The organism is Undibacterium hunanense, assembly GCF_014284335.1.
In the GTDB taxonomy this organism is placed as follows: domain Bacteria; phylum Pseudomonadota; class Gammaproteobacteria; order Burkholderiales; family Burkholderiaceae_D; genus Undibacterium; species Undibacterium hunanense.
On sequence record NZ_JACOGF010000004.1, the window covers coordinates 247602 to 260107 of the forward strand.

Genomic DNA, 12506 nt, shown 5'->3' on the forward strand with positions numbered 1-12506 from the left:
CTGTTACAAAAGTAAGGAAATAAATAATGTTATCTTGGGATGATGAAGTCACGCCGGCAGCCCCGGCAGCGCCAGCACCACGTCATGTGGGTGGTATGGATTTGCAGCAGCGTTCGCAGGCGCAGGATGTCGCCCTGAATCCGGCGCTGGTCAGCAAACCGGTCGTGGTTTCTCCCGAAGACGTGGCTCGCCGTGTCAATGCCGCCGACAAACGTATCATCAATGGCACCACCGACGTCAATCAACTGGTTCCCTTCAAATATAAATGGGCCTGGGATAAATACCTGGCAGGTTGCGCCAACCACTGGATGCCGCAAGAGATCAATATGCAGCGTGATATTGAGCTCTGGAAAAACCCGAATGGCCTGACAGAAGATGAACGTCGTCTGGTGAAACGCAATCTGGGTTTCTTTGTGACTGCCGATTCCCTCGCTGCCAATAATATCGTGCTCGGTACCTACCGCCACATCACTGCGCCAGAATGCCGCCAGTACCTGTTGCGCCAGGCGTTTGAAGAGGCTATCCATACTCACGCCTATCAATACATCGTTGAATCGCTGGGTCTGGATGAAGCAGAAATCTTCAATGCCTACAATGAAGTGGACTCTATCCGCGACAAGGATCAGTTCCTGATTCCTTTCATCGATGTGCTGACCAACCCTCAATTCAAGACCGGCACCACAGAGGCAGACCAGACTTTGCTCAAGTCCCTGATCGTATTTGCCTGCCTGATGGAAGGCCTGTTTTTCTATGTCGGCTTCACGCAGATTCTGGCGCTTGGCCGTCAAAATAAAATGATGGGCGCGGCTGAACAATACCAATACATCCTGCGCGACGAATCGATGCACTGCAATTTCGGGATCGATTTGATCAATACAATTAAGATGGAAAATCCGCATTTGTGGACTCCAGCATTTCGCGATGAAATTAAATCGTTGTTTTTGCGTGCTGTGGAGTTGGAATATCGTTACGCAGAGGATACAATGCCGCGTGGAGTGCTCGGTTTGAATGCACCAATGTTCAAAGGTTATTTACGCTTCATTGCAAATCGCCGCGCACAACAAATTGGTCTCGAAGCGCTGTTCCCTCAGGAAGAAAATCCTTTCCCTTGGATGAGTGAAATGATAGACCTGAAAAAAGAGCGCAACTTTTTTGAGACACGTGTAATTGAGTATCAAACTGGCGGAGCCCTTAACTGGGAATAGGTGAAGGAACAATGCTGTTGAACAGCGACCACCGCAAGCCGGTACAGCTAAGTTCTGATGTGATGTAAAGCCAGTCTTGATTAAATGAAGTTTTGCTTCATATGCGCATTGCGAAGGTAATGCGACATTTCTGGAAACCGGGCAAACAGGGTTAATCACTAAATGATTATCTAAGTTGATCAGAACAAACCTGTGGATGACTCATAAGTTTGCACAAGATGTAAAACGCGAGAGGCCTCACCAAACTGAATGGACAGTCATAGATTAAATTGCTTTGAACTGTTAGTGCCGCAATACCTGGCGAAACTGGGTATTGTGGCTATTGGTCTTTGTATTTCGCAAAAGGATACCGACGTCGGCTTTTAGCTCTGGCCGGCGGTTTTGGGTTTGCGCCATGACGGGAGCGTCGGGCATTTGGCAAACCATGATGGCTGAAGTGCTACATCAATAGAGGGGATGCAGCAGTTCGGCCGGTGCAGAATTCATTAGCGCAAACAGCGAACTTGTTTGTGCCGATGAATAATCCGCTTGAATGGATCGAGCGGATTTAATTTTTATCTGATTTTTTCCATCTCTATCGAAGGAGAAACAAAATGGCAACAGCACCACAACCGTCACCAGACGAACCAGTAGCAGCCAAGAAGCCGGCCGCTAAAAAAGCCGCAGCTAAAGCAAAACCAGCAGCTGCAAAGAAAGCCGCCGCAAAGCCAGCAGCAAAAGCTGCAGCTAAGGTAGCAAAACCAGCAGCGAAAAAAGCAGCCGCTAAACCGGCAGCTAAAGCAGCGGCCAAGCCAGCAGCAAAAGCTGCAGCCAAACCAGCCGCCAAAGCAGCTAAACCAGCAGCAGCTAAAAAAGCCGCCGCCAAGCCAGCAGCAAAAGCCGCAGCTAAACCAGCAGCCAAGGCAACAAAAGCAGCAGCAAAGCCAGCAGCTAAAAAGGCAGTAGCCAAACCAGCAGCTAAAAAAGCCGCCGCCAAGCCAGCAGCAAAAGCTGCAGCTAAACCAGCAGCCAAGGCAACAAAAGCAGCAGCAAAGCCAGCAGCTAAAAAGGCAGTAGCCAAACCAGCAGCTAAAAAAGCCGCCGCCAAGCCAGCAGCAAAAGCCGCAGCGAAGCCAGCAGCCAAGGCAACAAAAGCAGCAGCAAAGCCAGCAGCTAAAAAAGCAGTCGCCAAGCCAGCAGCTAAAGCAGCAGCCAAGCCAGCCGCTAAACCAGCAGCAGCTAAACCAGCAGCAGCTAAAAAAGTAGCAGCAAAGCCAGCAGCAGCAAAGCCAGCCGCAAAAAAAGCCGCGGCTAAGCCAGCCGCAAAAAAGGCCGCTCCAGCAAAACCAGCGACACCTGATGCAAAAACCGTTGTCAGTCCAAACGCAGCTTGGCCTTTCCCAACTGGTAATCGCCCAGCATAATCTTTGATATGCTTGGTTGCCTGGTCTTATTCAGGCACAATACCCACTGTCTGATTCGTCATGCAGTGGGTTTTTTTTTGAGGATGCATCGTGTTATATGAAATTTTCACTTTTGTCATTGATACGGTGACAGGGCTGTTCGCCGGGTTTTTGTTGTTGCGTTTCTGGATGCAGGTGCAGCGTGTGCGGCCACCCATGGGGCTGGCCCAGGCAATTTTCCAGCTGACTGATTGGCTGGTGCATCCCATACGACGTGTGGTGCCGGGGTTTCGCGGTTATGACTGGGCAACACTGATAGGCGCATTTCTGGTGGCATTGCTGGCGATGTCGCTGAATTTCTGGCTGATGGGCCAGTTCTCCTGGAATGCTATTCTGTTGCTCACGGTGTTCCGCATGGTGCAGTGGATCTTATATGGATTGATGGCCTTGCTGGTGCTGGAAGCGATTTTCAGCTGGGTTAACCCGCAGGCGCCTTTTGCGCCATTTATCCGGGCTTTGAATGAACCCTTGTTATCACCATTGCGCAAATTGATTCCGCCATTGGGTGGACTGGATTTTTCGCCGCTGGTGGCGCTGATCATCCTGCAGATATTAAATAAGGTATTGAGCGAGGGCTTTCCCAAGCTGCTCATGCTGCTGTAAGTGAGATACTGCCTGACCAGGGCGAACAATCGCTGGCTGGCCGGGTTGCGGCCAGCTCTGCTTGTTTATCATGCTATAGACACCCTGCTGATCAGGCTAACGATCTGGTCTGGACGTAGACTGGCGAATGACCAGTTGCGGTGTCAGCATTTCACGCCTTAATGGCGCTTCCGGATCGACGATGCGATTCACCAGAATCTGCGCCGTCAGGTTGCCGATATCTTTCTTCGGTTGGGCAATAGTGGTCAGTGGTGGCGTGCTGAATGAAGCCAGGGCAATATCATCGTAGCCAATCACGGACAGGGATTCGGGTATCCTGACACCGGCTTCATTGGCGGCACAGATACCGCCTATCGCCATCAGATCATTACTGGCAAAGATGGCGGTAGGTCGTTGTGGCAAGCCCAGCAATTGCTGGAAGGCGTTGAATCCGCCCTGGCTGGTAAAGTCGGCATGCACCAGGTATTCTGCCTTGAAGGCCAGCCCGGCCTCGCTCAGGGCGCGCCGGTAACCGGTGACGCGATCACCACTGGGTAACAGGATATCCGGTCCGGCAACGCAGGCAATCTGTGTGTGACCAAGGCCGATCAGGTAACGGGTTGCTTCATAGCCGCCCTGTTCATGGTCGGCTTCGATAAAGTCCGCCACCACACCAGACACTTCACGATCCACCAGCACCTTGGGTATGCCTTCATCGGCCAGCAACTGGGTCAGTTCTTCATCTGACCCCGACGACACCAGGATCAGGCCATCGATACGTTTTTCCATCAGCACGCGGATGTAGGCCGCCTGTTTTTTTGGATCGTCATAGGAATTGCACAGGATGATGTTATAGCCCAGCTTGAAGGAAGCGTCTTCTATGCCCTGTATGATTTCTGCAAAATAGGGGTTGGAATTATTCGGTATCATCATACCCAGGGTGTGGGTGCGGTCATTTTTCAGGCTGCGGGCAACGGCACTGGGGATGTAGCGCAATTCCTGGATGACGGCCAGCACACGTTCGCGTGCATCTTCACTGACGACACGGGTATTATTGATGACGTGAGAAACCGTGGTCGTGGAAACCCGGGCTTTCTCTGCGACTTGCTTCATTGTTGCCATAAGATTCCTGCCTTTCTGTGTCAAGATTATGACGCAGGATGCGGCTCGCGGCGTAAATTTTATGTAATAACTATTGTGTAATAACTAGAGAGAGATTTCTGATGAACGATCTTGTCATTCGTAACGCCAGTTTGCCAGATGGTCGCCGTGGGCTGGATATTGCCATTCAGGATGGACGTATCAGTGCAGTGGCAGCGGCCTTGCCGGTGAAAGGTGCAGAAGAAATAGATGCGCATGGCAATCTTGTCACGCCGCCATTTGTCGATGCGCATTTCCATATGGATGCGGTGCTCAGTTATGGTTTGCCACGCGTCAATCAATCTGGCACTTTGCTGGAGGGCATCGCCCTGTGGGGAGAACTGAAGCCCATGCTGACGCAAGAGGCGCTGGTGGAAAGAGCCATGCGTTATTGCGACTGGGCTGTTGGTCGCGGTTTGCTGGCAATACGTTCCCATGTTGATATTTGTGATGACCGTTTGCTGGCCGTGGAAGCCTTGCTGGAAGTGAAGCGCCGGGTCGCACCGTATCTGGATTTGCAACTGGTCGCATTTCCACAGGACGGTATTTTACGCAGTGCGACTGCCATGGAAAATCTGAAACGTGCTATTGCCATGGGGGTTGATGTAGTCGGTGGCATCCCGCATTTTGAACGTACCATGGCCGATGGCGCAGAATCGGTTCGCCTGCTGTGCGAGTTTGCTGCTGAAAAAGGCTTGCGGGTCGACATGCATTGCGATGAGTCAGATGACCCGCTGTCGCGCCACATTGAAACCCTGGCTTATCATACGCACAGACTGGGCATGCAGGGCCGGGTCGCTGGCTCGCATCTTACTTCCATGCATTCCATGGACAATTACTATGTCAGTAAGTTATTGCCGCTGATACGCGAAGCTGGTGTGGCTGCCATCGCTAATCCGCTTATTAATATTACCTTGCAAGGCCGCCACGATACTTACCCCAAACGCCGTGGCATGACCCGCGTGCCGGAAATGCTGGCGGCCGGGATAGAAGTGGCTTTTGGCCACGACTGCGTGATGGACCCCTGGTATAGCCTGGGCTCTGGCGACATGCTGGAAGTCGCACAGATGGGTTTGCATGTCGCCCAGATGACGGGGCAGGACGCGATGCGTCAGTGCTTCCAGGCAGTGACGGCTGCACCAGCCCGCATTTTGGGGCTGGAAGGATATGGACTGGAAGTGGGCTGCAATGCTGACCTGTTGATACTTGATGCCAGCGACCCGGTTGAGGCGATACGCTTGCGCGCTACCCGCACCCACGTGCTGCGTCGCGGCAAAGTCATCAGCCAGACGCCTGTACCGCATGCGAATCTGAATTTGCCGGGCAGGCCAGGACAGGTGGATTTCAGATCGAAAAACTGAGAGGCTATTGCGAAATTAGGATAAACAAGTATTGCCATCAAAGACATTACTGAAGCAGAGTAGTAAGGTGCGCGTGTAGGGTGTGCTCCGCGTACCACCCCTCTTGTCAACAATCACAAGAGATGTAGCGTTTCATGGATAATAGTGTATGCGTCGGCAAGAAATGGTGCGCATGGTGCACCCAAGCGAGACTTGGGTTAGCAAGCCCCCTTGTAGGTACAGATGATCCGGGGATCAGAGTTGGGCGAAGGCTTTTTCAGCCGCAGCAATCGTCTCGGCAATGATGGTGTCATCATGTTGTGCAGAAACGAAGCCTGCTTCAAAGGCAGATGGTGCCAGGTAGACACCCTGATCCAGCATCAGATGGAAGAAACGGTTGAACCTGTCCTTGTCGCTGGCCATCATGGCAGCATAAGAACCTGGTACTTCACTGGCAAAATACAGGCCAAACATGCCGCCCACGGCATCGGCACAGAAAGTGACACCGGCTGCTTTGGCAGCGGCACTCAGGCCATCCACCAGCTTGCGGGTTTGTGCTGTCAGGTTTTCATAGAAGCCTGGTTGCTGGATAATTTTCAGGGTAGTCATACCGGCTGCTACGGCGACCGGGTTGCCCGACAAGGTACCAGCCTGATACACGCCACCCAAAGGTGCCATGTGCCCCATCAGATCGGCGCGACCACCAAATGCGGCTACCGGCAAGCCGCCGCCGATGACCTTGCCCAGGCAAGTCAGGTCAGCCTGTACGCCATACAGTGCCTGCGCACCATGCAGGCCTACGCGGAAACCACACATTACTTCATCAAAAATCAGGATGCTGCCATGCGCGGTACACAGCTTGCGCATGGTATCGATAAATTCTTGTGTAGCGCGGATCAGATTCATGTTGCCAGCCACCGGTTCGACGATGATGCAGGCGATCTGATCACCGATGGAAGCGAATACTTCTTCCAGTTGCTGACTGTTGTTATAGTCAAGCACCAGGGTGTGCTTGCTGAAATCTTCCGGCACACCAGCCGAAGTCGGGTTACCAAATGTCAGTAGTCCGCTGCCAGCCTTGACTAATAAAGAGTCGGCGTGGCCATGGTAGCAGCCCTCAAACTTGATGATCTTGTCGCGCTTGGTGGCGCCACGGGCCAGACGCAGTGCGCTCATGGTGGCTTCGGTGCCGCTCGATACCAGGCGTACCTGTTCAATGCCGGGAACGAGTTTGCAGATTTCTTCTGCCATCTCGATTTCACCTTCGGTGGGGGCACCAAAGCTCAGGCCACGGGCGGCGGCGGCCTGCACCGCACTGATGACTTCCGGGTGGGCATGACCGACAATGGCCGGGCCCCAGGAGCCGATGTAATCTATATAGCGCTGGTCTTCTGCATCCCAAAAATAAGGGCCTTGGGCGCGGGTGATGAAGCGCGGGGTGCCACCGACGGAGCGAAACGCACGTACAGGGGAATTGACGCCACCGGGTGTGGTTTTCTGGGCACGTGCAAACAGGATATCGTTTTTATCGGTCATGATGGAGCTTAGAGTGTGGTGTAACAATTCAGGTTCAAAAGGGATGTCCGCTAAAGGGCGGGGCTTGAGCTTGTGCCTGAGCTTAGCCAGGTTCTCGCGCCCAGAAGTAACGGTCAGGTATCAGTCTGCCCATGCCCAGCCTTTGCGCATGGCTGAGGGCGGCATGGGTAAATTCTTGTGCTTCCAGCACCGCATCAGGAATATCCAGGCCATTCGCCACCAGGGCGGCGATGGCTGCTGACAGGGTGGAGCCGGCACCGGCATGCGAGCCGGGCAGTCTTTGCCACAGGTCATGCCTGATCACGCCGGACTGATCATATAAAGTGTTGGCGAATTCATTGCTGTCGCTGGCGGTGCCGGTGACCAATATATATTCGCAACCGGATTCTATGAGTGTCATGGCATCGGCAGCCAGGTCTTCGCTTTCGCCGCCTTCTTTCCAGGTTTCTGCCAGGCGTGACAGTTCGACGGCAGAAATCATCAGCAGACTGGCCTGTGGTATCAGCAATTCGCGTATCGCCAGTACCAGGTCTTCAGCTTCTGGTCCCTGTTCAATAATAACGGCGTTGAACGGGTCCAGTATCAGGGGCAGTTCGGGATAGTCGGAAACGATTTCGGCTATGACAGTGACATTTTCGACACTGCCGACCTGACCTACCTTGAATGCCAGTACCGGCATGTCTTCGAGTACGCTGCGGGCCTGTTCATCGACCAGATCGGCTTCCAGTGGATGTAAATCATCGATTTGTGCCGTGTCGCCAGTTAAAATGGCAGTCATGACTGGTAAACCATAACAACCCATGGCCGCAAATGAAGCGAGATCGGCCGGGATGCCGGTAGCGGCCACCGGATCGGAGGCGCCAAAACTAAGTATTAGTGGAGAAATTTGGTTTTGCACGTTGGGTAGATTAATATAGCTGACTTCGTGGGGACTTAAATTACTCGCGCAAATGCCATTAATAACACAATGCAAACAGAATATTTGCAGCAGTTTCAATATTTTACTTGATTGAAGGGTTTTAGTCGTGACTGATACGGTAACGGAAAAGGGTGGTTTCAAGGCGTGGATGTGTTTGATTTGTGGCTGGGTCTATGACGAAGAGCAAGGCTCGCCTGAAGATGGCATCGCAGCCGGTACCCGTTGGGAAGACGTACCCATGAATTGGACCTGTCCGGAGTGCGGTGCACGCAAAGAAGATTTCGAAATGGTCGCAATTTGATAATAAACTGATCTATTTCACGATTTTGATGTTGCTTCGCATGTTTATTCAAGGAAAAAAAGCGCAAAAGTGCTATTTTTTGTTACAGTGATATGTAACCTTAATACTGCAGGGAAGAGATGATTTTATGTCAACGTTGACAGGCAGCGCGAGCTTGACAATCATGGTAATCGACGACAGCAGTACCATACGTCGTTCCGCCGAGATTTTTCTTGGGCAGGCTGGATATCAGGTGATTTTGGCCGAGGATGGATTTGCAGCGTTGGCCAAGATTAATGATTCTCATCCGGACCTGATTTTTTGCGATATCCTCATGCCCAGACTGGATGGATATCAAACTTGCGCTCTCATTAAAAAAAGTGCGAAATTCCGGAGCACACCAGTAGTTATGTTGTCCTCCAAAGACGGTCTGTTTGACCGTGCTCGTGGTGCCATGGTTGGATCGGATGAGTATCTGACCAAACCATTTACAAAAGATAGCCTGCTGAAAACAGTAAGGCATTACGCGACAGCGACCTAGTTATATAAAGTAAGTTAATGTGAGGTAAAACAAGATGGCCATTCAAAAAATACTGGTAGTAGACGATTCTCCAACAGAACGCTATTTCCTGACCGATGTACTGGTGAAAAATGGTTTTTCAGTATCAACAGCTGAAAACGGTGAAGAAGCTCTGACAAAAATCAAGGCAGACAAGCCACAACTGATTTTGATGGACGTAGTCATGCCAGGTCAAAATGGCTTCCAGATTACACGTGCGATTGCCAAAGACCCGGACACACAAGATGTGCCAGTCATCATCTGCACCAGTAAAAATCAGGAAACCGACCGTATCTGGGGTTTGCGTCAGGGAGCGCGTGATTATCTGGTCAAGCCGATTGATCCGGTTGAGCTGCTGGCAAAGATTTCTGCCCTCGGCTAATCAGGATTGATAGCTCCATTTCTTGTACTTAAAATAAAAGATATCTTCGGATTGCCTCATGAATCAGACTGTGCGTGAACCTGCTGCAGCAAATCTGGAAGTTGTCAAAACTGATAAGGGTGTGCGTCGTACCCGCTTGCGTGAATTTCAGGCGCAGTTGTTGGAACGCATGCAGGCCGCCCAGCGTGGTGGCTATACCAAACTCAGCCAACTCGGCATTATGATAGGGCAGGGCCGCTATCTGCTGGATTTGCGTGAGGCCGGAGAGATCGTTACGGCCGGTGCCCTGACCAGGGTGCCGCTGACGCGTGACTGGTATATAGGATTGTCAAATATCCGTGGTAATTTGACTGGTGTCGTTGATCTGCCACGTTTTCAGGGTAAGGATGCAACCAAGCTGGATAGCTCATGCCGGATTGTGGCGTTTGCACCCGGCATGGCATTCAATAGTGGTTTATTGGTATCGCAGGTTCTGGGGTTGCGCGCTGTTTCAGAAATGGAAGAGCTGCCGCCCGAAACTGAGCATCTTGAAAATAAAGTCTGGCTGAAAAAGAGATATCGTGACCGTGACGGCAATATATGGTTCGAACTCAGCCTGGCAATGTTGGTGCAGGATCAGGATTTTTTGCAAATAGGTTTATAGTCAGCATGCAACATTTAGCAGCAAGGCTGATAGCTTTTCAATCGTTTAGGAGACTTAGTAATGGCATTTAATCTACCGTTCTTGTCCAAAGGAAAAGAAGATCCGGAAATTGACGGAGCAGAAGGCACGGCAAGGTCGTTCGGGAATGCTGATTCGATTGAAATTGAAGAAGCAAGCAACGTCAAAATGCTGTCACCAGAAGCGCCCGTGCATGTAGCACCGGCAGAAGTTCCGGCCGTGAAGCCGGAAGCACCAGCGGACGCGACCTTCATTGGTGATGCGCTTGAAAAAGGCGGCGATATTCGCCTGCCTATCATTGGCCGCATGTCCCTGCAACAGCAGATGCGTATCTTGTCCATCATCATGGCGCTGGCCTTGCTGATGGGTGCGGTATTTGTGTGGCTGAATGCGAACCAGTCCTCCCTGATTTCTACCCAGGCGCAGATCGCCGGTGAGGCGCTGATGCACTCACAGCGTATCGGTAAAGCAGCACCGAATGCGATTCAGGGTAACGTCGAAGCGTTTAAACAGCTGAAAGACAGCCGCGCCGAGATGAACAACGATTTGACGATACTGTTAAATGGTGGCAATTATCAGGGCCGTAGCGTTGACAAAGCTGACTCCAGTCTGGAACCGGTCGTCAAGGAAGCGCAAAAAGCCTGGGGTAATTCCAACAAGGCTGCGGAAACGATCCTGAACCGTCAGAAAGAACTGACAGGTTTCGGTCAGACGCTGCAAAAAATGAATGCCCTGTCACCTTTGCTGCTGGAACTGACAGAACAGATTTCCACCCTGAAAGTACAGGGCGGTGGTTCTGCGCGTGAAATTAATGCTGCCGGTCAGCTGGTCATGTTGACCCAGCGTCTGGGTCGTAGTGCGAATGAATTTTTGACCTCTGAGGGTGTTAATCCTGAAACGGCATTCCTGCTGGGTAAGGATACGAATACTTTCCGTGATCTGGTCGATGGCTTCCTGAAAGGCAGTGATGTATTGCGCCTGACAGCAACCAAAGATGCAGATACACGCGACAAGCTCACAGAACTGCAAAAAACGTTTAGTGAATACCAGGTTTTTGTATCCAGCATTCTGGGTAACCTGCAAAACTTCATTGCTGCCAAACAGTCGGAACAATTGCTGTTTAATGAAAATGAAGATTTGAAAAACAAACTCAATAAGCTGCAAAAAAACTATACCGCCCAGCAGGATTCCACCAGCATCTCTTTCTGGCTGATGCTGGTTAGTGCCGTCGTTGCCTTGCTGGCTGCGGTTGGTGTTGCGCTGGTACTGTTGCAGGATAGCCGTAACCGCGCAAAAGAGGCGAATGAACGCCGTCTGGAAGCCGGTGCACAGATGATGCAGGCGCAGAAACAAGAGGAAGAAGCCAAGGCCGCTAACGATCAGAACCAGGCTGCGATTTTGCGACTGATGAATGAATTGCAAGAGGTTGCGGATGGTGACTTGACAGTGCAGGCGACGGTTTCGGAAGATATCACGGGCGCGATTGCCGACTCGGTTAACTATACGGTGGAAGAGTTGCGCGGTCTGGTTGGTCGTGTAACGACCACGGCAGAACAGGTTACGTCAGCGTCCAATCAGGCGCAGAATATTTCTACCGATTTGTTGAACGCTTCTGAACAGCAATCACGTGAGATCAGTGATGCCGGTCAGGTGGTTTTGACGATGGCGGCAGATATTACCGACGTTTCCCGCTCTGCGAATGAATCTGCCGAGGTTGCGCGTCAATCGGTTGCTGCGGCGGAGCAAGGTGCGCATGCGGTGGAAAACGCGATCAAGGGTATGAACGAGATTCGCGAACAAATCCAAGAAACTTCCAAACGTATTAAACGACTGGGTGAATCTTCCCAGGAGATTGGTGAGATCACTGAACTGATTTCCGACATTACTGAACAAACCAACGTTCTGGCGCTGAATGCAGCGATTCAGGCGGCATCTGCGGGTGAAGCGGGTCGAGGCTTCTCGGTGGTTGCGGAAGAGGTTCAGCGTCTGGCGGAACGTTCGGCTGAAGCGACCAAGCAGATTGGTGCGCTGGTGCGTACGATTCAAACGGATACCCATGACGCGGTTGCCGCGATGGAAAAATCCACTCAGGGTGTGGTTGAGGGAGCGAAACTGTCAGATGCGGCGGGTACGGCCTTGTCTGAAATCCGTAGCGTTTCCAACCGTCTGGCGGAACTGATTCAAGGTATCTCGCTGGCGACGGAACAACAGGCGACATCAGCTAACGGCGTGGCACAAAATATTCAGCATATTTTGACGATCACCGAGCAAACCCAGCATGGTACGCAGCAAACTGCGGTTTCCATTAAGGAATTGTCCATGCTGGCTGAAGAACTCAAGAACTCTGTGTCACGGTTCCGGGTTGCTGCCTGATTTTCACGCCCCGGTTGTGAGAGTGAACTGTAACAGTGAAAAGCGAAGTGCCTGCCATGCGCGCGCCGACCAGTGCTGCGTTGCAAA

General features: G+C 51.8%; 12 protein-coding genes. 9 read left to right on the top strand and 3 right to left on the bottom strand.

The genetic code is table 11. The annotated features are described in order from the left end of the window. Nucleotides 1-26 precede the first annotated feature (26 nt). The 3 genes from H8L32_RS09845 to H8L32_RS09855 all read left to right on the top strand — a co-directional run bounded on the left by H8L32_RS09845 (nucleotide 27) and on the right by H8L32_RS09855 (nucleotide 3250). The gene (locus H8L32_RS09845; protein ID WP_186947017.1) at nucleotides 27-1205 is read left to right on the top strand and encodes a ribonucleotide-diphosphate reductase subunit beta; all 1179 of its coding nucleotides are present in this window, start codon (nucleotides 27-29) and stop codon (nucleotides 1203-1205) included. 593 nt (nucleotides 1206-1798) lie between these two features. Next, nucleotides 1799-2608, top strand: coding sequence for a histone (locus tag H8L32_RS27700; RefSeq protein ID WP_230412137.1), 810 nt, complete (start codon nucleotides 1799-1801; stop codon nucleotides 2606-2608). A 90-nt stretch (nucleotides 2609-2698) separates the two neighbouring features. Further along, nucleotides 2699-3250 carry a YggT family protein gene (locus H8L32_RS09855; protein ID WP_186947019.1) on the top strand — a complete coding sequence of 184 codons (552 nt, stop codon included), beginning with the start codon at nucleotides 2699-2701 and terminating at the stop codon, nucleotides 3248-3250. 96 nt (nucleotides 3251-3346) lie between these two features. Here the strand turns inward: H8L32_RS09855 and H8L32_RS09860 are convergent, their stop codons facing one another. Continuing rightward, on the bottom strand, nucleotides 3347-4351 hold the full coding sequence (locus tag H8L32_RS09860) for a LacI family DNA-binding transcriptional regulator (protein WP_230412138.1): 1005 nt from the start codon (nucleotides 4349-4351) through the stop codon (nucleotides 3347-3349). Between the two features lie 101 nt (nucleotides 4352-4452). Between H8L32_RS09860 and H8L32_RS09865 the strand changes: the two genes are divergently transcribed. Beyond that, the gene (locus H8L32_RS09865; RefSeq protein ID WP_186947020.1) at nucleotides 4453-5730 is read left to right on the top strand and encodes an amidohydrolase family protein; all 1278 of its coding nucleotides are present in this window, start codon (nucleotides 4453-4455) and stop codon (nucleotides 5728-5730) included. A 234-nt stretch (nucleotides 5731-5964) separates the two neighbouring features. Here H8L32_RS09865 and hemL read toward each other — a convergent pair whose 3' ends face one another. Together hemL and thiD are read right to left on the bottom strand one after the other, a co-directional pair. Next, on the bottom strand, nucleotides 5965-7245 hold the full coding sequence (gene hemL, locus H8L32_RS09870; RefSeq protein ID WP_186947021.1) for a glutamate-1-semialdehyde 2,1-aminomutase: 1281 nt from the start codon (nucleotides 7243-7245) through the stop codon (nucleotides 5965-5967). Between the two features lie 82 nt (nucleotides 7246-7327). Continuing rightward, the gene (thiD, locus tag H8L32_RS09875; protein WP_186947022.1) at nucleotides 7328-8143 is read right to left on the bottom strand and encodes a bifunctional hydroxymethylpyrimidine kinase/phosphomethylpyrimidine kinase; all 816 of its coding nucleotides are present in this window, start codon (nucleotides 8141-8143) and stop codon (nucleotides 7328-7330) included. Nucleotides 8144-8312: 169 nt separating this feature from the next. On the opposite strand from thiD, the gene H8L32_RS09880 reads away from it, so the two are divergent. The 5 genes from H8L32_RS09880 (at nucleotide 8313) to H8L32_RS09900 (ending at nucleotide 12419) form a co-directional block, all read left to right on the top strand. After that, nucleotides 8313-8465: a rubredoxin gene (locus H8L32_RS09880; RefSeq protein ID WP_186947275.1), complete on the top strand. Its 153-nt coding sequence runs from the start codon at nucleotides 8313-8315 to the stop codon at nucleotides 8463-8465. Nucleotides 8466-8592: 127 nt separating this feature from the next. After that, on the top strand, nucleotides 8593-8985 hold the full coding sequence (locus H8L32_RS09885; protein ID WP_186947023.1) for a response regulator: 393 nt from the start codon (nucleotides 8593-8595) through the stop codon (nucleotides 8983-8985). Between the two features lie 34 nt (nucleotides 8986-9019). Beyond that, a complete protein-coding gene (locus tag H8L32_RS09890) occupies nucleotides 9020-9385 on the top strand; it encodes a response regulator transcription factor (RefSeq protein ID WP_186947024.1) in 366 nt (121 codons plus the stop codon). Between the two features lie 58 nt (nucleotides 9386-9443). Then, nucleotides 9444-10028 (top strand): chemotaxis protein CheW, encoded by a 585-nt coding sequence (locus H8L32_RS09895; RefSeq protein ID WP_230412139.1) that lies wholly within the window; start codon nucleotides 9444-9446, stop codon nucleotides 10026-10028. Between the two features lie 60 nt (nucleotides 10029-10088). After that, nucleotides 10089-12419, top strand: coding sequence for a methyl-accepting chemotaxis protein (locus H8L32_RS09900; protein ID WP_186947025.1), 2331 nt, complete (start codon nucleotides 10089-10091; stop codon nucleotides 12417-12419). Nucleotides 12420-12506 lie beyond the last annotated feature (87 nt).

Coding starts and splice junctions, on each gene's coding strand:
- hemL (WP_186947021.1), bottom strand. CDS start 7,245: ATGACCGATAAAAACGATATCCTGTTTGCACGTGCCCAGAAAACCACA.
- H8L32_RS09890 (WP_186947024.1), top strand. CDS start 9,020: ATGGCCATTCAAAAAATACTGGTAGTAGACGATTCTCCAACAGAACGC.
- H8L32_RS09860 (WP_230412138.1), bottom strand. CDS start 4,351: ATGGCAACAATGAAGCAAGTCGCAGAGAAAGCCCGGGTTTCCACGACC.
- H8L32_RS27700 (WP_230412137.1), top strand. CDS start 1,799: ATGGCAACAGCACCACAACCGTCACCAGACGAACCAGTAGCAGCCAAG.
- H8L32_RS09885 (WP_186947023.1), top strand. CDS start 8,593: ATGTCAACGTTGACAGGCAGCGCGAGCTTGACAATCATGGTAATCGAC.
- H8L32_RS09865 (WP_186947020.1), top strand. CDS start 4,453: ATGAACGATCTTGTCATTCGTAACGCCAGTTTGCCAGATGGTCGCCGT.
- H8L32_RS09900 (WP_186947025.1), top strand. CDS start 10,089: ATGGCATTTAATCTACCGTTCTTGTCCAAAGGAAAAGAAGATCCGGAA.
- H8L32_RS09895 (WP_230412139.1), top strand. CDS start 9,444: ATGAATCAGACTGTGCGTGAACCTGCTGCAGCAAATCTGGAAGTTGTC.
- H8L32_RS09880 (WP_186947275.1), top strand. CDS start 8,313: ATGTGTTTGATTTGTGGCTGGGTCTATGACGAAGAGCAAGGCTCGCCT.
- H8L32_RS09845 (WP_186947017.1), top strand. CDS start 27: ATGTTATCTTGGGATGATGAAGTCACGCCGGCAGCCCCGGCAGCGCCA.